Genomic DNA, 22,841 nt, shown 5'->3' on the forward strand with positions numbered 1-22,841 from the left:
GGAGAAGGTTATGCGAGGCACAGATGCGAGGTAAGGTCGTCATCGCGGGTATGGGTCAAACGAAGTTTGGCAGCCTTCCGGGCCGCACGACCATTTCCTTGGTAGTGGAGGCGGTTCGTAACGCGCTTGAGGATGCAGGCATCGAAAAGGATCTTGTCGATGCGCTGCTGGTTAAGCCGCCGACTTCCCTTCCAGGCATGATGACCGGGCAGAAAGTGGCCGAAGCAATGGGCCTTAAGCCTAAATTCGGCATGGCTTGGGATCAGGGCGGCGGAGCGGTCACCGGCTGTATTTCCTATGCGAGCTTTTTGATCGAGGCTGGCTTGTGCGATGTTGCGGTCGTCACCTTCTCCGATAATCCGAAGTCCTTCAGTGCGGCATCGTATAGCGCTGCGCTCGGCGATACGGCCACGTTCGGTTATGTGGCGGCAGCGGCGAGCTACGCGATGGTTGCGCGGCGCCACATGAAACAATTTGGCACAACAGAACGCCAGTTGGGTGCCATTCCCGTGAATGGGCGGCGCAACGGAACTACAAACCCAAATGCGCAGCTCCGTGTGCCTCTGGACATTGATGAGTATTTGGAAAAGCCATTCCTGATCTCGCCGTTCCGACGCGACGACTTCGCTCTGGTCAGCGACGGCGGTGCCGCTTTGGTGCTTATGAGTGCGGAGCGCGCCAAGCAACTCGGGGTTCCTGATCCGGTTCCGATCCTTGGCTTCGGCGCCGGCCAAGAAAGCTGGAACGTCGAACTGCGGAATGATCTGACCACAACTATGGCCGCGACATCGGCGGCGATGGCGTTTCAGATGGCCGGCCTCGGACCGCGGGATATGGATACGGCTCAGCTCTATGACTGCTTTTCAATCGTGCCGATCATCACACTCGAAGATTACGGCTTTTGCGCGAAGGGCCATGGCGGGCGCTATGTCGAAGAGGGTGCAATCGGCCTGGACGGCGAAATCCCCATGAACACCGCAGGCGGACTGCTCTCGGAAACAGGCATGCCAGGCATGCAGATGGTTTTGGAGGGAATCCGCCAAGTGCGTGGCACCGCAGCAAATCAGGTTAAAAATGTCAGAAACAGTATCATCAGCACACAGGGAGGGATCATGCAAACGCACGGAACGCTGATCATCGGTCGTTGACCATGGATCGGGATCCTTCACTGCTGCCGCTACCGGACGACGGTCCGGTCCAACGTCCATTTTGGGATGCCGCCAAGGACGGCAAGCTGGTGTTTCAGCGCTGCCAAAATTGCAATCACGCCTTTCTTCCAGGGCGTGAGGAATGCCCGCGATGCTTGAAGCCGGACTTGGTTTGGGAAGAAGCTTCGGGGCGGGCAACGCTTTATTCCTGGGTCGTCTATTACCGTCCTTACGGCGAGGCTTACAAGAGTCGCGTCCCCTACACGGTTGGCATCGTAGTATTGGAAGAAGGCCCTCGGTTCGCAAGCAATATCGTTGATGTGGCTGATCCTGAGGCGCTGGAGATTGACCAGCCGCTGGAACTCAAGATTGAGGTCGACGATGGGATCGCGATTCCCCGCTTCAAGCCTGCGGTCGCAGTGTAGGGTGCGACACCGCACCACTCATTGCGGCCTTCTGCCTTCCAGACGCCTGCCGTTCCGATAATTGACGTGACTATGCTGCGGCCATTTAGGAAATGCGCTTCGGCACGAACGAAGTAATTGGGCGGCACCGCGTGGAACGTAGTCGTGCAGGCTGCAATGTAGGGGATAATTGCTGACCGACACGACAAGCGTATTCGAAAATGTTCGCGAATGCTCAAGAACGGCTGTAACCATGCGCCGCTTGTCTGAAGGGGGAAGGTCAGACCGACGGCAATTGGACGCATATTGACTTTCATTGGAGTATGTCCTTGTGCACAGTCAAGGAGATTGCATAATGGGTCAGGGCGAACAGGGTGACGAAAAAGGCGCGTCGGAACGGCTCGATACGACGTTAGTCAAGGGACTGCGTATTCTGGAATGCTTGGCTGAGGCTAGCGAGCCATTGGGCGTCTCTGCGCTGAGCGATATCCTAGGGATCGGGCGAAGCAACATGCACCGCCTGCTCAAGACGCTGGCCGCGACCGGCTATGTAGCCCAAGAGCCTCGTACGCGTCGATATCTTGCAACGTTGAAGTTGTGGGAACAGGGTTCGGTGATCGCAGAGCGGAGCCGCCTCAGACGTGCGGCACATCCCGTGTTGCGCAATCTAAACGCCGAGACGGGCGAGGTCGTATTCTTGTCGATCTTGCACGGCAGCGATATCCTGTATGTCGACAAGATCGACCCTGTGGTTCGCTTCTCCACGGCTGCGCGCTCCGGACTTCGTGTGCCCGCGGTCTACACCGCGAGTGGAAAGGCCTTGCTTGCGCACCAGCCTAATTGCGCTGAGCTGGTGAACGAGAGTTTGACGCGGCTCAATTCATTCGATGCGAACCAGCGTGCAGACCTCTTAAAGGAAATGGAAACAATCGCTGAAGAAGGTTGCGCATACTCGTTCAGCGGTTGGACGGCACATGCCCAATCGGTTGCCGTCGTAGTGCCTAACGCCGACTTCCCTCCGGTGGCCGCAATCGGCACGGTGGTCCTTAAAGACGGGGGGGGCGGATCTCTCGCGCGGATGCGCCGGTTTGTACCGATGCTACAGCGGTCCGCAGCGGAGCTCGGCGCGGCTGTGGCACCCATCGTCAATCCGATGTGATTGCGGTTCACCCGATCCGCCCTCAAATTACCGCAAGCTTAGTCTAAGGACTTCCTCGCGTTGTTTCGGCAACGGCGTGCTTCGCTTAAGCAAACTGGATGGAGACCAAAAGAGAGTTGGGACAGCGCCCAATAACATGTCGGCGTCACTCCGATAGCCCATCGCGGCATCTCACGCTTTATCGTTGACTCATGGGTACTCATCTTTTCTGATGCTTGGGAACGTCTCTCCTTGGCTTGGAATTGGTCACGCAACAATGACATCATCGGGGCCGCTGGACGTCCTATCGACCTGGTCCGATCACTTTGCCAAACGCGCCTGCAATGCACTGGCGGCGCTCTATCGCGAGGATGCCGTGCTCTATGGATCGAGCGACAGCTTGCTGTCGGGACGGAACGCCATCCGGGACTACTTCGCTGCACTGCCTGCGGAAGGGTCGGCCAGTGCCAGATTTGACGATCTTGTCCTTGTACGGTTGTCGGGCACGACTGCGGCGGTTGCCGGCATGGTCCATTTTTCGATCGGCGCAACCTTGCTGACAGTACGCATTACCTTAACTTTCGTCGAAGACGGCGGCGTGTGGCGGATAGGCATGCACCATGCCTCAACGCCTGGGATGTTATCGAACGTTCGGCGCTGAATGCAATTCCAAGCGATTCCGAAGATGTCCGACCCGCGGTCATTTGACGGAGAGCCTCCACAAAGGACAACACCCTATGTCAATGATCGACTCCGATCGCGATGGTCACATCCTGACGATCACTTTGAACCAGCCCGAGAAGCTGAACGCGCTGACAGCAAAGGCGTGTCATGAACTTGCGGCGCTGTGGGACCTCTATGAGGCCGACAATTCCCTGCGCGTGGCAATCGTCACCGGGGCGGGTCGCGCCTTCTGTAGCGGTCATGATCTTGCCGACGACATGGAAGCCGGTATGCCGGAGACGGGCTGGGCAGGGCTTTCGCGCCGGAATACTATGGACAAGCCGATCATCGCCGCGGCGAACGGCCTGGCTCTGGGCGGCGGCTTTGAGCTTGCCCTCGCTTGCGACCTGATCATAGCGGACGAAAAGGCAAAATTTGGTCTGCCGGAGCCACTCGTTGGATTTGCAGCACTTGGGGGCGGGGCGAATCTGTTACCTGTGAGCATGCCTTGGCATGTGGCGATGCGGTATTTGCTGACCGGCGAGATGATGGACGCGCAAACGGCGCGACATTGGGGTTTGGTAAGCGATGTGGCTCCCGCAGGCACCAGTCTCGATGTCGCGCGCAAATATGCAGAGGCCATTCTGCGGGCCGCTCCCGCCGCGATCCGGGCCACAAAGGCGGTGGCTCGGGCGGCCGTGGAGCCTGCCGCTAGAAAGCAGGAACTGTACGAGCTTTCGATGACGTGGTTCAAACACATCTTGGAACTCGAAGACACGCGTGAAGGCGAGAGTGCCTTCAGGGAGAAGCGCACGACTCGCTGGACAGGTCGCTGAGGAGTAGCGCCGACTTCAGGGAAGCTAGGCGGGAGCCTGCTAGCTTCGCGCGGTCCCTCGCCTTGTGATCAAGCGCGTTCTTCTTGTTTGCTCGAATGCTCGCGAGCAAATGCTATGTACCAAGCGGCCGTATCGGGATCGTGTTGCAGCGCCGAAGCGAATTGACCCGTTTCAATGTGGGCTTCAAGCATCTGGCGGAGGGGAACTTCCAGTCGCTTACCCGTCGCGGTGTACGGCACGGCAAGCGCTTCAAGGATCAGGTCCGGCACGTGGCGCGGGCTAAGCTTGTGCGCGACCAAATCTGCGATGTGAGTGCGCAATTCGTCATCCAGCGTACGCCCTCCCGCAAGTCGGACGAATAGCAGCAGCTGGGCGCGAAAGTGGCCTGCCGAGGGGCAAACGGCAATCGCATCGGTGACCAGGCTTTCGCCGATGAGTGCTCGATAGATTTCGTTGCTACCGATCCGTACGCCATGCCTCTTGATAGTGGCATCCGAGCGACCGGAAACCCGGCATCCGCCGTCCTCGAAGATGGTAATGATATCCCCTTGCCTCCACTTGCCGGGCACCTCGGAAAGATAGGTTTCAGCAAGCCGCACGCCGTTTGGGTCGTTCCACAGGTATAGCGGGGCATTGGGGAAAGGAGAGCAGATGACGAGTTCGGCGGGGTGCTCCCTCACTGGTTTCATGCTTGCGTCGAATGCTTCCACATTCATCCCGAGCATGCGAGCGGAGAGTTCCCCGGCGCGGGTCGGCAGCAATCGCACGCCGCCCGCATAACCACCGCAAATCTCGGTTGACCCCGCTTGCGAAACGATTCTCGTGCTCGACGGAAGCGCTGTCACCAGCCAACTACAGACAGCCTCCTCCGCCACGGCCCCTGCCAGAACAACCACTTCGAGCCGCGTGAGCGCATGATGGGCAACGGGAACGTAGTCCTTGTCCATCATCCTTGAAATGAAGCCGGGGCTGGTGCCGAATACAGTCGCGCCCGATTGTTCCGCAATCGCCCAAAGCCTGTCGATATCAGGATGGAACGGGCTGCCGTCGTAGATCACAACAGGTGCGCCTAGGCTCAGGCCGCCTAGCATGAGGTTCCAGACGATCCAGCTGGTAGTACTGTAGAAGAATAGTACTGATTGGTCAGATACTTCTATATGGAAGCTGAGATCCTTCATCGTGCCTAGCAGTGCACCGATATGGCTGTGCACGATGGCTTTGGGTGGACCCGAGGTTCCCGATGTGTAGACGATCCAGAGCGGATGATCCGCTGGCACAGCTTCGAACCGAAACGCTTCAGACGCAGGAGCAGGTGTCGCGGTGAGAGATGTCCAAGTAGATGCGTCGCAATGTTCTGAGGCAAGCCGATCAGTATTGTCCGAGATTACTATGACGTGTTCGAGGGACGGTAATGCACCGATGATTTCGTTCAGCGTTGCACGTCTGTCATGGTCCTTGCCCGCATAGCGATATTGCGAAACAGCCAGGAGCGCTTTCGGTTCGATCTGGCCAAACCGGTCAATGGCGGCAGCCGCCCCGAATTCAGGGCTGCAGCTGGACCAGACCGCGCCGATCGCCGTGGCAGCAAGCATGGCGACGGCAGCCTATGCGATGTTGGGCACATACCCAACGACCCGGTCACCGGGCTGAATTCCCATGGCCCGCAATCCGGTTGCGACTTGCCGTACGGTTGAACCCAGTTTCGACCAACTCCAGTCGGATCGGCTGCCATCTTCGGCATGGCAGATGAGCGCCGTCTGATCTGCGCGGCGGGCTTCATGCCGCAGCAGATGTTGCGCAAAGTTCAACCGCGCGCCGGGAAACCATCTCGCGTCTCGTATCGCATCGCCGTGCAGGACTGCTTTATAGGCTGCGCTAGCTTCGATGCCGAAATAGTCCCAAAGCGCACCCCAGAATTGCGCCGGGTCGCGGATTGACCATTCCCAAAGCTCGGCATAGTTGCTGAAGGACAGGCTGCGCTTGTCGGTCAACCACCGCATAAGCGCGGTTATGTTGGAGCGTTCCATATCCTCCGGGGAGGGCCGCCACAGTATCCTTCCTCTGGGCGCAGAAATCGGTGATCCTGCCGCTACTGTGCCAGCAGGGTCGATCCTGTCCCGATGTGGCGGCTGATCAACCAAACTCCTTCTCCCAATTGGACAATACCGGCCCCGTATTTTGCGGGTTTTACCATTCGGGTATCGCTACAATTTTAGTATTGGCACCTGCAACTACCTCGACTCTTCTCGGCCTTCGTACACCGTGCCGACTGAATAGATCAGGTCAGTTTCCGTGAAGCGCAGCTTTCATCTCGGCAAATAGGGTGTCGATGCGATGTTCCAGTTCCGGATGGGTAAAGAGCCAGAATTTATCGGTGCCGAGAGCATCCGCGACCTGTTTGGCCACTTGGGCCGGGTCCAGCCCGTTCCGAAGCATTTCGGTAAGTTCGTCCAGATTTTCTCCGACTGGGCGACCGTCTGGCGAGCGGCTGGCATTGGATTCAAGGATATTCGTTCTCACTGCCCCAGGCACAAGAACGGAAACACCGATGGGGCGGTCAGACATTTCATCACGCAGCGCTTCGCAGAGGACCGCGACCCCGGCCTTCATGGCGGCATAGACGCCCGTTCGCGCGGTCGGCGAGAAGATCGACATGGAGGAGGTGGCAATGATGTGTCCCGGCGTACCCGCTGCGAGGATGCGACGTGCGCCATGGGTAAGGCCATAGAACGCGCCATCAAGGCTAACGGAGCGGGACCATTCCCAAGCGTATAATGGCGTTTCGGTGAAAGGAGTCGTGCTGCCCATAACGCCAGCATTGCTGACCAGCACGGCGAGCGGCCCGTGGCGTGCCTCTGCAAGGTCCAGCGCAGCAACCCAGCCTGCTTCGTCGCGAACGTCTAGTTTGATCGCAGAGGCTCCCTCGATGCCTGCAGCGACGCGTTCCGCCCCTACAAAATCGATGTCCGCGACAACAACCTGCATCCCGCGAGCGCCGAGTTCTTCGGCAATCGCTCGACCGATGCCGCTGGATGCTCCCGTGACAAACGCCATTTTTCCTGAAAACTGTTGATCATGCATCGCTATGTTACCTTCTGAATTGCTGCGGTATTGCCGTGGGTCGCGTCGTGCGATCCAATCAGGCTTCCCGGCCTGCCAAAAATCCACCGTCCACGTTGACGACCGAACCCGTCACGAAGCTGGCCCGCTGCGAAACGAGGTAGACAATTGCGTCTGCGATCTCGTTTGGCTGGGCAACCCGCCCCAATGGATGGACGGCAGCCGAATGAGCAGCGCCGACAGCATTGCCGAGTAGCTTCGAGGTCAGATTGGTAGAGACGATGCCGGGCGCGACGGCATTCACGCGAATATTATAAGGTGCGAGCTCCAGCGCGAGTGTTTTAGTCAGCCCGACAACCCCGTGCTTCGACGCGACATAGGAACTGCGGTTCATTATGCCCGTCAGGCCGGCAACAGACGCCACACTGACGATCGCGCCGCTGACGCCGGCATCCACCATCCGCCGCGTGACGACCTGCGTGAAGTGGAATACGGCAGTCAGGTTGATGTCCACGACATTCTTCCAGTCTTCCAGCGGAATGTCGAGGATGCCGCGCCATTCGCCAATACCGGCATTATTCACCAGAATACGGATCACGCCTAGAGCCGCTTCGGCGTCGGCGGCGGCCTTGATGACATCCTGCTCGCAACCGACATCGCAGGTCAGGCCAATGGCATTTCCTCCGTGCTTGATGATGTCCTCTGCAGTGGCACGCGCCGCATCGCCGTCCCGATCAACGACGGCGACTGAGGCACCGACTTCACCAAGTAAAAGAGCTGTTGCGCGCCCGATGCCAGCCCCGCCGCCGGTCACGATCGCGGGCATTCCGGTCAGGCCCAAGTCCAGGCCAACCATTAGCCGGACACCCGCGCGTGAGACTGCGTAGCGGCGCGTGGCCCATTAGATCGGTCGATCATACTGTACCGCATCATCACAAACTCTCCTGAATTGCTTTAGTCCATTCGTTTTAGACGGTAATGGTCTCCTGTCTAAATGCAACGAATGGCTTGTATCGGCTTATGCTTTAGCGCCCCGCTGATAATGTAGCAGGCGCCCCAATGTTTCGACCTGATGGAGCAGCGGGATCGGCGTTCCATTGGCTTGGGCGATGGCTCCGGCGATACCGATATCCTTATGGAGGATGTCAATCTTGCCGGCATAATCCGGGCGTATATAGCCGCGAGACAGCTCCATATAGGCTTCGATCAGACCTTTCAGTCCGCCCATTTCCTCAGCAGCGGACGCACGCCTGTATTCGCCCAGCACGGTGGAATCCGCAAAACCTCCGGTCAGAGCCTCTGAGAGCGTCTTGGCGGACAGTCCAGCCGCTTCCGCAAACGCAAATGCTTCCGCGATAGCTGCGGTGGTGATGAAGCCGATGATCTGGTTACTGGCCTTGGCGAGTTGCCCCATCCCCAGGTCACCTACATGGGTCAGCCGCTTTGCGAGGCTTTCCAGGATAGGCGCGGCTGTTTCAAAATCTTCGCGGCGTCCCCCGACCATTATTGCAAGAGTGCCTGCCCGGGCGCCTGGTGGTCCCCCGGAAACCGGCGCGTCAAGCCAAGTTGTGCCTGTCTGCGTGTACAGGCGATGCGCAAGGGCCTGGGTGTCCTTGGGCGAAATGGTGGAATGATCGACAATGATCCGTGGCGCAGCGCTTGCGCTGGCTATTCCATCTGGCCCGAAAACGACGTCCGCCACTGCCTCGGCCGAAGAAAGGCACAGGCATACGATATCGCACATGGTCGCGAGTTCGGATGCAGAATGCGGGACGGGGAAACCTTGCGCTGCAAAGGGGTGTGTGCGGGCAGTAGTGCGGTTCCACACCGCCACTTCGTGGCCTGTTTCGTGCAGGCGCATCGCCATCGAAGCGCCGATGTCGCCCAGACCTATGAAGCCCACTTTTGGGGTATAGTTATTTCCCGTCATGGCCGCGCTTCAACCAGTACCAGCCTGATGTGCCGTTCTTGTCTCTGGTGTGGCTGAGCAAGCCGTTGTGCGCTGTAAGGGCACTGTTGGTAGCCATCAGCACGGTAGTATCGACCTCAAGCGCGATCGCGTCTCGGGTAACGCAGGTCATGGAGCGTGTCCTCCTCATTGCTGCATCCATGTTATAGATCGGCACTGCTTGGCACCAGTGTCGCTGGCTGCTATTTTCTTATCGTATGAGAAAGGGAACGCCACAGATCGCCGTAGTCAGGCGTAGCCTCGCCCTGCTTGATGAGGTTGTTGCTGACCAGCGCGGCCTGACCGAGATCGCCCGTGATCTGGGTATTCCACTGTCGACAGCCTATCGCCAAGTCGCGACGCTGGTTGCTGAGGGCTATCTGGTGCGGTCAGCCAATGGCCAGCACACTGCCGGTCACCGTCTGCTGCGCCTGCTGGGCAGAGTCGATGAAAAGCAAATGATCGCCAACGTGGCAGGTCCTGCGCTGCACCGTCTGGCTGCCCGGGTCGGCGCGATCGTTCAGCTTGGCACGCTTGATAATGAGATGGTCACCTACAGGATAAAAACCGGGCAGGGTGCCGGCAGACTGTTCACCAAGGTGGGCATGCAGATGGAGGCCTATTGCACCGCGATAGGCAAGGTTTTGCTAGCGGAATTGTCTGAGCGTGAGCTTGATGCGTACCTCTCCAATGGGCCGTTCGTGCCACTAACCGAGCGAACCATCGTCGGACCACAGCACCTGCGTGAGGAATTGGCAAAGGTACGTGGCGATGGGTATGCGGTCGATAATGGTGAAGCCGCTGAGCGGTTGTTCTGCCTCGCGGTCCCCGTGCGCTCGGCTGTCGGTCAAATTCAGGCGGCGGTTTCGGTTTCACGAAGCAATCGGTTGACCGCAAAAGATAGGGCAGACGTGCTGGAGCTTTTGCACGAGACCGCTGCGGAGATCGAATATACGCTTGCGGGAATGGAATTCCCAGCCCGTCCGATTAATTAGTGGGTGAATGGCAATGTTATTCTGGTCAACTATCTCATCCCACCACATGGGCGTCGAATGCGACCGGGCAAATGCAGCGAAGATATGAATAACCTGATCGGACGGGAAAGTTCGCTCGGAATGCGGATGGTCGGTCGCAAACAACAGCGCCGACATCCTGATTCCATGACGGATCGCCATCGATGAGCCAGTATCGTCCAGATCTGGTTTGGCATGCGGGAAAGCTTGGACCCGACGCCGTTCGCATGGCCGATAGCACGGCCGCTAACGAGCGAAAAACATTCAATTATATATCTATCACAAGGCTGAAGATGAATTTAGAGGCGAGATTTTGGGAAGGCAACTTGCCTCGTTCCCCGATGGCTAGGGAGAGTGGCAACATCATGGCCGTAGAGCGGGAGAACCCGGCGCGCGTCCCTTTGCTCGAGGGCTGCCAACTTTGGCATCGCTCATTCAGCGGCGGTGGAGACGCCTGATGTCGATCACCATGCCTGTTCCAGATATTGCTACCCTTCAAAAGCGGGAAGCAATCATTGCTGCGATGCGCGCCATCGTGCCGGGTGACGGTGTGATCGATGAAATCGATGCGTTGCGCCCCTATGAATCCGATGGGCTCACGGCCTACCGCCAGCCCCCGATGCTGGTCGTTCTGCCCGACACGGTAGAGCAAGTTTCTGCCGTGCTGCGCTGGTGTCATTCCGAAGGCGTAAAGGTTGTGCCGCGGGGGTCTGGCACGTCGTTGTCGGGCGGCGCCTTGCCGCTGGCTGACGCGGTTCTGCTCGGTATGGGGAAATTCAAGAAAGTTATAGAGATTGACTATGACGAACGAATTGCCATCGTCCAACCGGGAGTGACAAACCTTGCGATCACGCAGGCGGTAGAAGGCAGGGGCTTTTACTACGCGCCGGACCCATCGAGCCAGATCGCCTGTTCGATCGGTGGTAATGTGGCTGAGAATTCAGGCGGTGTGCATTGCCTTAAATACGGCCTTACCACCAACAACGTGCTTGGCGTGGAACTGGTGCTCATGGACGGCGAGATTGTCCGGCTAGGCGGCCGGCATCTCGATCCAGCCGGGCTTGACCTACTGGGGGTGGTTGTCGGGTCTGAGGGGCTTTTAGGTGTCGTGACCGAAGTCACCGTGCGCATTCTGCCCAAGCCGCAGACCGCGCGCGCCATCCTGCTGGGTTTCCCCGACGCGGAGCGGGCGGGTGCCTGCGTCGCCCAGGTGATTGCAGAGGGCATCATCCCGGCGGGCATGGAGATGATGGACAAGCCGGCCATTCACGCCGCGGAGGCATTCGTTAAGGTCGGTTATCCGCTGGACGTTGGCGCGTTGCTGATTGTGGAACTGGACGGCCCTGCCGCCGAATGCGATCATCTGATCGAGGAGATCGATCGCATAGCGGCCGAGAATGGCGCAGTCACCCGGCGCGTGTCCAACAATGAACAGGAGCGGCTCGCCTTTTGGGCCGGACGCAAGGCTGCATTCCCGGCGGTCGGACGCCTTGCGCCTGACTATTATTGCATGGACGGCACGATCCCGCGCCGTCGCCTGCCCGATGTGTTGCGGCGGATGGAAGAGCTCTCGACTCATTACGGCCTTGGGGTCGCCAACGTGTTCCATGCAGGCGATGGCAACCTCCACCCGCTGATCCTGTACGACGCCAACCAGCCCGGGCAGCTCGACAAGGCGGAAGAATTTGGCAACGACATATTGCGCCTTTGCGTCGAAGTGGGCGGAGTGTTGACCGGCGAACATGGCGTGGGTGTGGAAAAGCGGGATTTGATGCCAGAAATGTTCAGCGAAACCGACCTCAACCAGCAGCAGCGCCTGAAATGCGCTTTCGATCCGCTGTTGCTGCTTAATCCGGGCAAGGTCTTCCCCCGACTGCACCGTTGCGCCGAACTGGGCCGCGTCCATGTGCATGGCGGACAACTGCGCTTTCCTGACATCCCGCGCTTCTGATGTCTGATATCAAGCCTCAATCCGCACAGGATGTGTGCGATGCGCTCGCCGACGCCAAACGCGATGGCGTTCGCGTCGAAATTCGTGGCGGCGGCACCAAAGCGCTGATTGGCGCGCCTCGCGACGTACGCGTTATCAGTCTCGCGGCAATCACTGGCGTGGTCGATTATGATCCGGCCGAGCTGGTCCTCACCGTGCGCGCCGGAACCCCGCTGGCAGAGATCGAGGCGCTGGTCGCCTCCGAACGGCAGATGCTGGCATTCGAGCCGTTCGATCATGGTCCGATATTCGGAGAAGCGTCAGGCGCGGCGACCATCGGCGGTGTGATTGCCTCTGGTGTGGCCGGATCAGGGCGGATAACGGCCGGCAGCGCACGCGATCATCTGCTTGGTTTCACGGCCGTTTCCGGGCGCGCTGAAACTTTCGTCGCGGGTGGCAAGGTCGTGAAGAACGTGACCGGTTTCGACCTGTCGAAGCTTTTTGCGGGGAGCTGGGGTCGGCTGGGCGCGATAACAGAACTGACGGTGAAAGTTCTGCCGAGGCCGCGCGTGTCCGCCACACTTGCGATAGAGGGGCTGGATTGCCGCGCATCCTGCTCTGCCATGGCCAGCGCTCTTGGCAGTCATGCGGAGGTATCAGCCGCCGCGCGTCATCCCGATGGTACCACGCTGTTTCGCGTGACAGGCTTTGAACCCTCGGTCGAGGCGCGCTGCGCGATGTTGCCGCAATTGCTCGGCGATCATGGCGCGATGGAGCGCATTGATCCGACAGTGGCCGATGCCCTGTGGCGGGATGCGGGCACGGGCGTTTCGCTTCGCGGTGAGGTGCTGTGGTGTCTCCATGTTCCTCCGGGTCGGACGCCTGAAATTATCGAACAGCTCGCACCGCACGGTGCCCGCTGGTCGCTGGATTGGGGCGGGGGACGGATTTGGGCTGCCGTTGACAGCGATGCGGCGCCTGTTCGTGCCATCGCCCAGGCAGCGGGAGGCCACGCCATGCTGATCCGGGCGCCATTGGAGATGCGGTCGACACTATCTGCACATCATCCGCGCCCGTCAGGCGTTGCCGCGCTGGAGGCGCGAGTACGCCGCGCCTTCGATCCCGACAGTCTGTTCGAGACCGGACGATTTCTGGGTGAGGAGACGACCGATGCAGACTAATTTCGCGCCCGAAACGCTGGCCGATCCAGCCATGCAATCGTCGGAGTCGGTCATCCGCAAATGTGTTCATTGCGGATTTTGCACGGCGACCTGTCCGACCTACACGCTCCTTGGCGATGAACTGGATTCGCCGCGCGGGCGCATCTACCTGATGAAGGACATGCTCGAAAATGAGCGGGTGCCGACGGAAAAGGTCGTCAAGCATATCGACCGCTGCCTGTCCTGCCTGTCCTGCATGACGACCTGCCCCTCGGGGGTTCACTACATGCACCTGGTCGATCACGCGCGCGCCTATATCGAGGAGCACTATCGGCGGCCCCTGGTTCAGCGTTTCTATCGCGCGCTGCTGGCGTCCATCCTGCCGCATCCCGACCGCTTTCGACTGGCCCTGCGGCTGGCGCCACTGGCGCGACCATTCACGCCCGTCCTCCGGCAATTCAGAGCCTTTCGCCCGCTCATCGCGATGCTCAACCTCGCACCACGGTCGCTTGAGGCCAAGGCGCCCACTGTGGCGTCACCCGCCTCCCAGAGCAAAGGCCGGGTGGCAATCCTCCAGGGCTGTGCCGAACCAGCGCTGCGCCCGGAATTTCGCGCGGCTGCGGTGCGCCTCATCAATCGCTGTGGGTACGACGTGATCTTCGCGGCGGGTGAAGGCTGCTGTGGCGCATTGGTACATCATATGGGCCGCGAGGAAGCCGCCCTCGAAGCCGCCCGGCGTAATGTTGATGCCTGGACGCGGGAGATCGAGAACGGCGGGTTGGCAGCAATCATCATCACGACATCCGGCTGCGGCACGACGATCAAGGATTATGGCTTCATGCTGCGCGATGATCCGGTCTATGCAGCCAAGGCGGATCGGGTCGCAACGCTCGCCCGCGATGTCAGCGAGTTTCTGGACGAAGTGGGGCTGCCGGCAACGCGCCCGACCGGGCTGAGCGTGGCCTATCACGCGGCCTGTTCGCTCCAGCATGGGCAAAAGGTGACAGACGCACCAAAGCGCCTTCTGACGCAGGCGGGCTATGCCGTTCTGACACCGGCAGAAGCCCATTTGTGCTGTGGTTCGGCGGGGACTTATAATATCCTGCAGTCTGAAATCGCGGATCAACTGGGCGATCGCAAGGTCGCAAATATTGACCGGCTCGAAGCACAGGTCATTGCTGCCGGTAACATTGGGTGCGCGATGCAGATCGGCCAGCGCACCCACACCCCGGTCGTACATACCGTCGAGTTGCTCGATTGGGCGACCGGGGGCCCTGTACCGCCAACACTTCATCATCTCGCATCAAAAGGAACAGACGCATGAGCCGTATCACACTCCAACAGGCAACGACCGTCATCACCGCCGCTTTTGCCAAGGCACAAGAGCTCAAGCTGAAGCCGCTCGGCGTGGTTGTGCTGGATGCTGGTGGCCACGTTATTGCCTATCATCGCCAGGATGGCGCTTCCACCGGTCGTTTTCAACTGGCAGTCGGGAAAGCTGCAGGGGCCTTGTTCCTCGGGATGTCGTCCCGTAAGATCGGAGACATGGCCGGTGAACGAGCTTCCTTTCTTAGCTCTCTTGGCCCGATTGCGCCTTCGGGGGTTGTGCCCGCCGCTGGCGGTATTATCGTCGTCGATGCCGAAGGCCTCGCAATCGGGGCAGTAGGGATTTCTGGCGACCTGTCCGACATGGATGAAGCCTGCGCCATAGCGGGAATCGAAGCAGCCGGATTGCGCGCTCAGGGCTGAGCGAGTTCCACGCCCCCTTACGCAGTGGGAATCGATGCGCAAAGTTAGCGAGCAGCGCTGCGTAAGACTGGGCGACGGTAGTAACAATGGACCGGCCAGCAAGGAGGTAGCGGAAGTTCGGTTCGTGCACTCCTTGCGTACGTATTTCTTGCGGGGGGGCAGCGAGGCTCATGAAACAGAACGGGCAGCCGCTGCGCAAGGGCCTGGCTACCTTCTGAGAGGACCCCCACAGACGCGACCAACATGGCTAAGGGTCCACGATGATCCCATTTCTCACCATCCACTCGGGTGTCGTCCCCAGTTCAATCCTTGCCGCGCCCACCATTCTTCTTCGATCCCCTCGACTTAGGCCGGACTGCCGGGCTAAGCCTGTGGCAACGCTGCGGCGAGAAGAGAATGAAGGAATGTTCATGCAATCGATGTTGAAAGGCGGCGTTGTTTCGCCCGTCATGATGATGTGCGCGCTGGGTGTGGCGATGCCGGCATCCGCGCAGGCACCCGTTTCGAAGCCATTGACGCTGGAGCGCGTGTTCGCCAGCCCCGATCTGTCAGGGCCGCAGCCACGTGCGCTCAAGCTATCGCCCGACGGAAAATTCGTGACGCTGCTCAAGCCGCGCGCGGCTGAGAAGGAACGCTTCGATTTGTGGGCGATCGATACGGCGTCCGGGGCGGAGCGGATGCTGGTCGATTCGAAGAAGGTCGGCAGCGGCGCTGAACTGAGCGAAGCGGAGAAGATGCAGCGCGAACGTGCGCGGATCGGCGACAGCAAGGGCATCGTGGCCTATGATTGGGCGCCCGACGGCAAGCATATCATGGTCCCGTTGGATGGCGACCTGTATCTGGCCGGACTGGACGGAAAGATCACGCGGATCACCAATACGCCGCAGGGGGAACTCAACCCCACCGTCAGCCCGGCGGGGGGCTATGTCTCGTTCGTGCGCGACGGCAATCTGTTCGTGACGCGCGCGGACGGGCAGGGTGAGAAGCAACTCACCACTGGGGCATCCGACACGGTAAGCTGGGGCGTGTCCGAATTCGTGGCACAGGAAGAAATGGACCGCACCACTGGCCATTGGTGGTCGCCGGGTGACCGCTATCTCGCGGTCGCGCGCGTCGATGAAAGCCCGGTTGGCATCGTTACCCGCGCCGCCATCGGAGCGGACGGAACCAGCGTCTATGCGCAGCGCTATCCCAAGGCTGGAACGCCCAATGCGCTGGTTGATCTCTATGTGATGAAGCCGGATGGTTCCGGGCAGATCAAGGTCGACATGGGGAGTAATCCCGATGTCTATCTGGCGCGCGTCAACTGGTCGAAGGACGGCAAGGCGCTCTATGTTCAGCGCGAAAGTCGCGATCAGAAGCGGCTCGACCTTCTTTCGGTCGATCCCGTCACGGGCAAGTCCACGGTGGTCCTGACCGAACGCGCGAAGACCTGGATCAACCTCCACAACAACTTCCGCGCTCTGGCCGATGGCAGTTTTCTGTGGTGGTCGGAGCGGACCGGTCATGGGCATCTGTACCACGTGAACGGTGCGAAATGGACCGCGCTGACCGAGGGGCCGTGGGAAGTGAAACAGGTCGCGGGGGTCGATGAGGCCAAGGGACTCGTCTATTTCACGGGCAACCGCGAAACGCCGCTGGAGGATCAGTTTTACAGTGCTTCGCTGCGTGGCGGGAAAAAGCCGACGCCTGCGCGCGAGTTGACGAGCAGCGGATGGTGGAACGATGCGGTGATGGACAGCGCCGCAACGCGCATCATCGTCAGCCGCAGCAACAGCGATCAGCCCAAACAAATCTATCTGGCCGATGCCGGTGGCACGCGGCTGCGCTGGTTGTCCGAAAATGCGCTGGACGCCACGCATCCCTATGCGCCCTATATGGCGAGCCATGCGAAGACGGTATTCGGAACAATCAAGGCAGCGGACGGATCGACGCTGTATACCAAGATCATGACGCCGCCGCTGGAACCGGGGAAGCGCTATCCCGTGTTCATGATCCATTATGGCGGTCCGGGTGCGGGGCGTCAGGTGACGAACCAGTGGGGCGGGGCGCTGAACGACTATCTCGTGCAGCAAGGCTGGATCGTTTACGCGGTCGACAATCGCGGCACGCCCGATCGTGGCAAGGCATTCGAGGATCAGATTTACAAGGCCATGGGAACGGTCGAGGTCGAGGATCAGCTTGCCGGGGCCAAATGGCTCAAGGCACAGCCTTTCGTCGATCCGGAGCGGATCGCGACTTATGGCTGGTCCTATGGCGGCTATATGACGCTAAAGCTGCTGCAGAAGGCGCCCGGTACGTTCATGGCGGGCATTTCCGGCGCGCCGGTCACCAAATGGGATTTGTACGACACCCATTATACCGAGCGCTATCTGGGCGATCCCAACACGAAGGATAGCGCCTATCCTGCGTCGGGCGCTCTGGAAGAAGCCGATGCGTTGAAAGATCCTATGCTGCTGATCCACGGCATGTCGGACGACAATGTGGTGTTCGACAATTCGACGGCGCTGATGGCGAAGATGCAGGGCGCTGCCGTGCCGTTCGAAACGATGGTCTATCCCGGCCAGACGCATCGTGTCGGCGGGCCCAAGGTCTCGGTGCATTTGTGGAACACTATCCTCAATTTCCTCGCACGTCATGATCCGGCGAAGAAATGAGGAAGGCCCGGCGTTACTTGGGTAACGTCGGGTTGGCCTTCGGCGGCGCGAATATTTGTGCTGGCGGGATGTTATACGCGCCCGCTGGCGCCCCCGGTGGTGGCGGGGTTTTCCCTCCGCTGCCGGAGCAGATCGGATCATTATCGGGGCATGGCAATATCTGAACGGACGGCACGCCATAGCGCCTGCGCCATTCTTCCAGACGGCGCAGATAATCGGCATAGGCCGCCCAGAAATCCTGAAACGGCTTTTCCAGTCTCTTCAACGCTTCAGGCGCATAGGGAATCAGCGCTTCGGGCGCCATCCCGTTGATCGTAGTCACGACGTCCCGAGCGACCGGGCAAAAGGCCTTTTGGGCTGGTGGCAACGAGAAATAATTATAAACGACGGTGTATATCTTATCACGCATCGTCACGGCATCCGCGCCATATTTTACGACATAGGTCGCATCCGCAGTCATATTGGCCCGAGACAATGGCAGCACATGAATACGCAACATGCTATTGTAATTCACGCCCATGATATCCCCTGCATCCCGGCATGACAGCGCTGCGACGTTCAGCGCCATCCGTACATGCCACAAGGCTTGCTCTCCAGTCATGTTCCGGTTCGGCGTGATGTAGAGACCTTGCGCATCGATAGGAGGCAGGTCGAGATTCTCTGCCGACCCCAGAGGTGGCAAAGGCATGACCGTGGGGATGACTTGCGGTGGCGCATAGACGGGCGGCGGGGGCTTGGCGCAACTGGTCAGAGCAATGGCCGCTGCGCTTGGGATATATACCAGCAGGCGGCGGGACGCCCGCGCTTTCATCATCATCCGTTCATTCCACCTGACACGATCCATCTGCAATACGCGCAGAGGCATAAGTCGATCCCCATATTAACCATATCTGAAACCCGCTTTGAAATTGAGATCAGGCGCGCCCGTCCTGCGGTTGTCGGATGGCGTGGGAAGAATTGTGGCTGTGGTGAGTCCAGCTGGGTTCGAACCAGCGACCTACTGATTAAAAGTCAGTTGCTCTACCGACTGAGCTATGGACCCACAGGCACGGCGCGCAGCCGGGCGATTGAGTAGCGGTCCCCTAAAGAGGGTTGGGGCGATGGTCAACCGGCTTCCTGCGTGAAAGGCGAACGGCGAGTTGATGAACTGTCAATCCGCCCACGGGATCGCGCCAATCCGGGGCGATCCGCGCGAGAGGATGTAGCACGAAATCGCGGTCGCGAAAGGCTACGTGCGGGATCGCGAGATTGCTTCCTGTCCACAGGCCTCCTGACCAGAGAATGATGTCCAGATCCAACGTGCGTGCGCCCCAGCGCCTGCGTCGGCGGCGACCGTAGCGATCTTCGACATCCTGCAGATGGGCAAGCAGGGCGGGGGGGGGGAGGTTGGTTTCGACGATGGCGACCGCATTCGCATAGCGCCGTTTCGAAGGGCCGACGGGCGCGGATTGGATAATCTTGGACCGCGCTAGAAGCGAAAGCGGTGGGCTATCCAGCGCGTCCAGCGCGCGATCCACCAATGCGACCGGACCAAGCGCCCCGGTCAGCGACTGGTTCGACCCCAGCGCAATAACATAGGTGTGGAGGACTGTGCTTGCGTCGGCCATCCTGACGCGCCTATCGCACAGCCATGACATTGCAAGCCCCTGAAAGTGCTATCCCGCAGACCGAGCCGCCACGCGATTGTCCGTTGTGCCCGCGGCTGGTCGCCTATCGTCATGCGTGCCAGGCGGAATTTCCGACATGGTGGAACGGGCCAGTGCGCGTGATGGGCGATCCGGCGGCGCGGATTGCGATCATCGGCCTTGCGCCGGGCAAGCATGGCGCTAATCGGACGGGTCGGCCCTTTACCGGGGATTATGCGGGCGACCTGCTGTTTGCGACGCTGGCGAAGTTCGGATTGTCCAACGACAGCTATAACAGCCGCGTCGACGACGGGTTGATGCTGAACGACATCATCATCCTGAACGCCGTCAAATGCCTGCCGCCGCAAAATAAACCGACACCTGAAGAGATCCGCACCTGCCGGCCGTTTCTGGCAAAAGGCATCGACGCTTTGCCCAATGTGCAGGTTTTCATCGCGCTGGGCCAGATTGCGCATCAGTCGGCGGTAAAGGTGTTGGGCGGGCGCTTGCCAAAGGCACGGTTCGGGCATCTTGCCGAACATCGAATGCCCGATGGCCGTATGCTAGTCGATAGCTATCACTGCTCGCGCTACAACACGAATACCGGGCGACTGACGGCGGAGATGTTCGAGGCGGTGTTTGCCCGCGCGCTGGCGCTTGTTTCGCACAGCGCTCCAATTGACTAAGCCCTGCCTGCCCCCTACATCGCGGCGCATATAGGTCTATGGTCCGCAAGGGCCGGTCCGCCCCCGGAAACATAGGAAATTGCATGTTCGGCGCCATCGCCAAAACGATCTTCGGGTCATCCAACGAACGCTACGTCAAGTCGATGCAGAAGACGGTCGACAAGATATCGTCGTTCGAACCGCAGATTTCGGCGCTTTCCGATGCTGATCTTGCCGCGCAGACGGTGCGTTTCCGTGAACGGCTTGCGGCTGGCGAAACGCTGGACGACTTGCTGCCCGAAGCATTTGCGACGGTGCGTGAAGCGGCGAAGCGGACGCTGGGCCAGCGGCATTATGACGTCCAGATGATCGGCGGCATCGTCCTGCATCGCGGTGAAATCGCCGAGATGCGGACGGGCGAAGGCAAGACGCTGGTGGCGACATCGGCAACATACCTCAACGCGCTTGAAGGCAAGGGCGTGCATGTCGTCACGGTCAACGATTATCTGGTGCGGCGTGACTGCGACTGGATGGGTCAGGTCTATCGCTTCCTGGGGCTGACTACCGGCGTCATCGTTCCCAATATGCGCGAAGATGAGCGGCGCGAAGCTTATGCCGCCGACATCACCTACGCGACGAACAACGAGCTTGGCTTCGATTATCTGCGCGACAACATGAAGTTCGATCGCGCATCGATGGTCCAGCGACCCTTCAACTACGCGATCATCGATGAAGTCGATTCCATCCTGATCGACGAAGCCCGTACGCCGCTCATTATTTCCGGCCCGACCGACGACAAGTCCGACCTGTATCGCTCCGTCGATCTGATCGTGAAGCAATTGTCCGACGAAGATTACGAGAAGGACGAGAAGCAGCGCTCCATCACGCTGACCGAGGATGGCACCGAGAAGATCGAGCGCCTGCTGGAAGTAGCCGGCCTGATCGAAGGCACGAACCTCTACGACTTCGAAAATACGCAGGTCGTGCATCATGTGAACCAGGCGCTGCGCGCGGTCATGATGTTCCGCCGCGACATCGATTATATCGAGAAAGACGGCAAGATCGTCATCATCGATGAGTTTACCGGCCGCATGATGGATGGACGCCGCTGGTCCGATGGTCTGCATCAAGCCGTCGAAGCCAAGGAAGGCGTCGAGATCGAGCCGGAGAACCAGACGCTCGCATCAATCACCTTCCAGAATTACTTCCGCATGTATCCCAAGCTGTCGGGCATGACCGGCACCGCCGCGACCGAAGCGACCGAATTCTACGAAATCTACAAGATGAACGTCGTGACGATCCCGACCAACGTGCCGGTGCAGCGGATCGACGAGGAAGACGAATTCTACAAGAACACGCAGGACAAGTTCCGCGCCATCGCCAAGGCTATCGGTGAAAAGGCAAAGATCGGTCAGCCGGTTCTGGTGGGTACGGTTTCGATCGAAAAGTCCGAAATGCTGTCCGACTTCCTGAAGGAAGAAGGCGTCGAACACGCGGTGTTGAACGCCCGCTTTCACGAACAGGAAGCCTATATCGTCGCGCAGGCGGGCCGTAAGGGCGCGGTGACTATCGCCACCAACATGGCCGGTCGCGGCACCGACATCAAACTGGGCGGCAATGCCGAGTTCCGCATCGAGCAGGAACTGGCCGACACCCCCGAAGGTCCAGAGCGCGACGCAGCGATTGCCAAGATCGAAGCGGAGATCGACGCGGAGAAGGCCGAAGTGCTGGCCGCTGGCGGTCTGTTCGTTCTGGGCACCGAACGCCACGAAAGCCGACGCATCGACAATCAGCTTCGCGGGCGTTCTGGCCGTCAGGGCGATCCCGGCCTGTCGCGCTTCTACCTCAGCCTTGAGGACGATCTGCTCCGCATCTTCGGCCCGGACACTTTGTTCGCGCGGATGATGAACAACAATATGGCCGATGGCGAAGCGATCGGTTCCAAATGGCTGAGCAAGGCCATCGAGACAGCGCAGAAGAAGGTCGAAGCACGCAACTACGACATTCGCAAACAGGTCGTCGAATATGATGACGTGATGAACGATCAGCGCAAGGTCATCTACGAACAGCGCGCCGACATCATGGACGCGGAAACAGTGGACGATGTGGTCATCGACATGCGTCACGAAACCGTGAACGACATCGTTGCCGATGCGTGCCCGCCGGGCACCTATCCCGAACAGTGGAATGTCGAATCGCTCAAGGCGCGCGCAGCCGAGACTCTGGGTATCGAACCCGATTTCGATAGCTGGCTGAACGAAGACTCGGTCGATCCGGAAATGCTGGAGGAGCGTCTTGCCGCGCTCGCCGATACGCAGGTTGCGGAGAAGATCGCCGATCTGGACGCCGAAAGCTGGCATGGCGTGGAGAAGAGCATCCTGCTCCAGAACCTCGACCACCATTGGAAAGAACATCTCTCCACGCTCGACGCGTTGCGGCAGGTCGTCCATCTGCGCGCTTATGCGCAGAAGACGCCGATCAACGAGTATAAGCAGGAAGCCTTTGCGCTGTTCGAGCGGATGCTGTCGAACATCCGCGAGGATGTGACCCGCACGATTGCCAATGTGCAGTTCCGCATGGACAATGATCCGATGCCGCAGTTCGATCTGCCCGTCCTGCCCGATTTCATCACGACGCATATCGACCCGTTCACCGGGGAAGATGACAGCGCTGATCAGGATGCAGGAACCTCTGGCTTCATCACCACGACACTGCCCCGTCCGACAGTTGGCAGCGCAATGGGCGGCAATCCCTATGAAGGGCAGGACATCAGCCGCAACGCGATGTGCCCCTGTGGATCGGGTCTCAAGTACAAGCATTGCCACGGCCAACTGGTCTGATCGTC

Annotated in this window: 19 protein-coding genes, 1 tRNA gene and 1 pseudogene; 13 read left to right on the forward strand and 8 right to left on the reverse strand. The window is 59.6% G+C overall.

Annotated features, from left to right (window positions below):
- Positions 1-23 precede the first annotated feature (23 nt).
- From QMG56_RS15615 to QMG56_RS15635, 5 genes are all read left to right on the forward strand, one after another.
- A complete protein-coding gene (locus tag QMG56_RS15615; RefSeq protein WP_281823195.1) occupies positions 24-1,148 on the forward strand; it encodes a thiolase family protein in 1,125 nt (374 codons plus the stop codon).
- 2 nt (positions 1,149-1,150) lie between these two features.
- Entirely contained in the window at positions 1,151-1,573 is a 423-nt protein-coding gene (locus QMG56_RS15620; RefSeq protein WP_230189761.1) for a Zn-ribbon domain-containing OB-fold protein, read from the forward strand.
- Between the two features lie 334 nt (positions 1,574-1,907).
- Entirely contained in the window at positions 1,908-2,711 is an 804-nt protein-coding gene (locus QMG56_RS15625; RefSeq protein WP_230189760.1) for an IclR family transcriptional regulator, read from the forward strand.
- 256 nt (positions 2,712-2,967) lie between these two features.
- Positions 2,968-3,351, forward strand: coding sequence for a nuclear transport factor 2 family protein (locus QMG56_RS15630; RefSeq protein ID WP_281823196.1), 384 nt, complete (start codon positions 2,968-2,970; stop codon positions 3,349-3,351).
- A 76-nt stretch (positions 3,352-3,427) separates the two neighbouring features.
- Positions 3,428-4,189: an enoyl-CoA hydratase-related protein gene (locus tag QMG56_RS15635; protein WP_281823197.1), complete on the forward strand. Its 762-nt coding sequence runs from the start codon at positions 3,428-3,430 to the stop codon at positions 4,187-4,189.
- 68 nt (positions 4,190-4,257) lie between these two features.
- Here QMG56_RS15635 and QMG56_RS15640 read toward each other — a convergent pair.
- The 5 genes and pseudogenes from QMG56_RS15640 to QMG56_RS15665 form a co-directional block, all read right to left on the reverse strand.
- Positions 4,258-6,216 (reverse strand): annotated as a pseudogene (locus tag QMG56_RS15640) (acetoacetate--CoA ligase).
- 256 nt (positions 6,217-6,472) lie between these two features.
- A complete protein-coding gene (locus tag QMG56_RS15650) occupies positions 6,473-7,243 on the reverse strand; it encodes an SDR family oxidoreductase (RefSeq protein WP_230189756.1) in 771 nt (256 codons plus the stop codon).
- 85 nt (positions 7,244-7,328) lie between these two features.
- Entirely contained in the window at positions 7,329-8,105 is a 777-nt protein-coding gene (locus tag QMG56_RS15655; protein ID WP_281823200.1) for an SDR family NAD(P)-dependent oxidoreductase, read from the reverse strand.
- Between the two features lie 162 nt (positions 8,106-8,267).
- Positions 8,268-9,179, reverse strand: a complete 912-nt coding sequence (locus tag QMG56_RS15660; RefSeq protein WP_281823201.1) for an NAD(P)-dependent oxidoreductase — start codon at positions 9,177-9,179, stop codon at positions 8,268-8,270.
- Positions 9,166-9,330, reverse strand: a complete 165-nt coding sequence (locus QMG56_RS15665) for a hypothetical protein (protein WP_230189753.1) — start codon at positions 9,328-9,330, stop codon at positions 9,166-9,168. The genes QMG56_RS15660 and QMG56_RS15665 overlap by 14 nt, the downstream gene beginning before the upstream one ends.
- 85 nt (positions 9,331-9,415) lie before the next feature.
- Between QMG56_RS15665 and QMG56_RS15670 the strand changes: the two genes are divergently transcribed.
- The 6 genes from QMG56_RS15670 to QMG56_RS15695 all read left to right on the forward strand — a co-directional run bounded on the left by QMG56_RS15670 (position 9,416) and on the right by QMG56_RS15695 (position 17,706).
- Positions 9,416-10,192 carry an IclR family transcriptional regulator gene (locus QMG56_RS15670; protein ID WP_281823202.1) on the forward strand — a complete coding sequence of 259 codons (777 nt, stop codon included), beginning with the start codon at positions 9,416-9,418 and terminating at the stop codon, positions 10,190-10,192.
- A gap of 475 nt (positions 10,193-10,667) precedes the next feature.
- Positions 10,668-12,161: an FAD-linked oxidase C-terminal domain-containing protein gene (locus QMG56_RS15675; RefSeq protein ID WP_281823203.1), complete on the forward strand. Its 1,494-nt coding sequence runs from the start codon at positions 10,668-10,670 to the stop codon at positions 12,159-12,161.
- On the forward strand, positions 12,161-13,321 hold the full coding sequence (locus tag QMG56_RS15680; protein ID WP_281823204.1) for an FAD-binding protein: 1,161 nt from the start codon (positions 12,161-12,163) through the stop codon (positions 13,319-13,321). The genes QMG56_RS15675 and QMG56_RS15680 overlap by 1 nt, the downstream gene beginning before the upstream one ends.
- On the forward strand, positions 13,311-14,624 hold the full coding sequence (glcF, locus tag QMG56_RS15685) for a glycolate oxidase subunit GlcF (protein WP_281823205.1): 1,314 nt from the start codon (positions 13,311-13,313) through the stop codon (positions 14,622-14,624). The genes QMG56_RS15680 and glcF overlap by 11 nt, the downstream gene beginning before the upstream one ends.
- Positions 14,621-15,049 (forward strand): heme-binding protein, encoded by a 429-nt coding sequence (locus QMG56_RS15690; protein WP_281823206.1) that lies wholly within the window; start codon positions 14,621-14,623, stop codon positions 15,047-15,049. The genes glcF and QMG56_RS15690 overlap by 4 nt, the downstream gene beginning before the upstream one ends.
- Before the next feature lie 449 nt (positions 15,050-15,498).
- Complete coding sequence (locus tag QMG56_RS15695; RefSeq protein WP_375713711.1) at positions 15,499-17,706, forward strand: DPP IV N-terminal domain-containing protein; 2,208 nt, start codon at positions 15,499-15,501, stop codon at positions 17,704-17,706.
- A gap of 13 nt (positions 17,707-17,719) precedes the next feature.
- Here the strand turns inward: QMG56_RS15695 and QMG56_RS15700 are convergent, their stop codons facing one another.
- The 3 genes from QMG56_RS15700 to folK form a co-directional block, all read right to left on the reverse strand.
- Complete coding sequence (locus tag QMG56_RS15700) at positions 17,720-18,571, reverse strand: hypothetical protein (RefSeq protein WP_281823207.1); 852 nt, start codon at positions 18,569-18,571, stop codon at positions 17,720-17,722.
- Positions 18,572-18,672: 101 nt separating this feature from the next.
- Positions 18,673-18,748: transfer RNA gene (locus tag QMG56_RS15705), tRNA-Lys, on the reverse strand.
- Between the two features lie 40 nt (positions 18,749-18,788).
- Positions 18,789-19,313: a 2-amino-4-hydroxy-6-hydroxymethyldihydropteridine diphosphokinase gene (gene folK, locus QMG56_RS15710; protein ID WP_281823208.1), complete on the reverse strand. Its 525-nt coding sequence runs from the start codon at positions 19,311-19,313 to the stop codon at positions 18,789-18,791.
- Between the two features lie 23 nt (positions 19,314-19,336).
- Between folK and QMG56_RS15715 the strand changes: the two genes are divergently transcribed.
- Together QMG56_RS15715 and secA are read left to right on the forward strand one after the other, a co-directional pair.
- Entirely contained in the window at positions 19,337-20,017 is a 681-nt protein-coding gene (locus QMG56_RS15715; RefSeq protein ID WP_230189745.1) for a uracil-DNA glycosylase, read from the forward strand.
- Between the two features lie 83 nt (positions 20,018-20,100).
- Positions 20,101-22,836 carry a preprotein translocase subunit SecA gene (secA, locus tag QMG56_RS15720; RefSeq protein WP_281823209.1) on the forward strand — a complete coding sequence of 912 codons (2,736 nt, stop codon included), beginning with the start codon at positions 20,101-20,103 and terminating at the stop codon, positions 22,834-22,836.
- Positions 22,837-22,841: the final 5 nt, after the last annotated feature.

Source organism: Sphingobium sp. BS19 (assembly GCF_027925545.1).
Classification (GTDB): Bacteria; Pseudomonadota; Alphaproteobacteria; order Sphingomonadales; family Sphingomonadaceae; genus Sphingobium.

Excerpts from the sequence above, each read along its gene's own strand:
- QMG56_RS15615 (WP_281823195.1), top strand. The coding sequence starts at position 24 with ATGCGAGGTAAGGTCGTCATCGCGGGTATGGGTCAAACGAAGTTTGGC.
- QMG56_RS15620 (WP_230189761.1), top strand. The coding sequence starts at position 1,151 with ATGGATCGGGATCCTTCACTGCTGCCGCTACCGGACGACGGTCCGGTC.
- QMG56_RS15625 (WP_230189760.1), top strand. The coding sequence starts at position 1,908 with ATGGGTCAGGGCGAACAGGGTGACGAAAAAGGCGCGTCGGAACGGCTC.
- QMG56_RS15630 (WP_281823196.1), top strand. The coding sequence starts at position 2,968 with ATGACATCATCGGGGCCGCTGGACGTCCTATCGACCTGGTCCGATCAC.
- QMG56_RS15635 (WP_281823197.1), top strand. The coding sequence starts at position 3,428 with ATGTCAATGATCGACTCCGATCGCGATGGTCACATCCTGACGATCACT.
- QMG56_RS15650 (WP_230189756.1), bottom strand. The coding sequence starts at position 7,243 with ATGGCGTTTGTCACGGGAGCATCCAGCGGCATCGGTCGAGCGATTGCC.
- QMG56_RS15655 (WP_281823200.1), bottom strand. The coding sequence starts at position 8,105 with ATGGTTGGCCTGGACTTGGGCCTGACCGGAATGCCCGCGATCGTGACC.
- QMG56_RS15660 (WP_281823201.1), bottom strand. The coding sequence starts at position 9,179 with ATGACGGGAAATAACTATACCCCAAAAGTGGGCTTCATAGGTCTGGGC.
- QMG56_RS15665 (WP_230189753.1), bottom strand. The coding sequence starts at position 9,330 with ATGACCTGCGTTACCCGAGACGCGATCGCGCTTGAGGTCGATACTACC.
- QMG56_RS15670 (WP_281823202.1), top strand. The coding sequence starts at position 9,416 with ATGAGAAAGGGAACGCCACAGATCGCCGTAGTCAGGCGTAGCCTCGCC.
- QMG56_RS15675 (WP_281823203.1), top strand. The coding sequence starts at position 10,668 with ATGTCGATCACCATGCCTGTTCCAGATATTGCTACCCTTCAAAAGCGG.
- QMG56_RS15680 (WP_281823204.1), top strand. The coding sequence starts at position 12,161 with ATGTCTGATATCAAGCCTCAATCCGCACAGGATGTGTGCGATGCGCTC.
- glcF (WP_281823205.1), top strand. The coding sequence starts at position 13,311 with ATGCAGACTAATTTCGCGCCCGAAACGCTGGCCGATCCAGCCATGCAA.
- QMG56_RS15690 (WP_281823206.1), top strand. The coding sequence starts at position 14,621 with ATGAGCCGTATCACACTCCAACAGGCAACGACCGTCATCACCGCCGCT.
- QMG56_RS15695 (WP_375713711.1), top strand. The coding sequence starts at position 15,499 with ATGATGATGTGCGCGCTGGGTGTGGCGATGCCGGCATCCGCGCAGGCA.
- QMG56_RS15700 (WP_281823207.1), bottom strand. The coding sequence starts at position 18,571 with ATGCCTCTGCGCGTATTGCAGATGGATCGTGTCAGGTGGAATGAACGG.
- folK (WP_281823208.1), bottom strand. The coding sequence starts at position 19,313 with ATGGCCGACGCAAGCACAGTCCTCCACACCTATGTTATTGCGCTGGGG.
- QMG56_RS15715 (WP_230189745.1), top strand. The coding sequence starts at position 19,337 with ATGACATTGCAAGCCCCTGAAAGTGCTATCCCGCAGACCGAGCCGCCA.
- secA (WP_281823209.1), top strand. The coding sequence starts at position 20,101 with ATGTTCGGCGCCATCGCCAAAACGATCTTCGGGTCATCCAACGAACGC.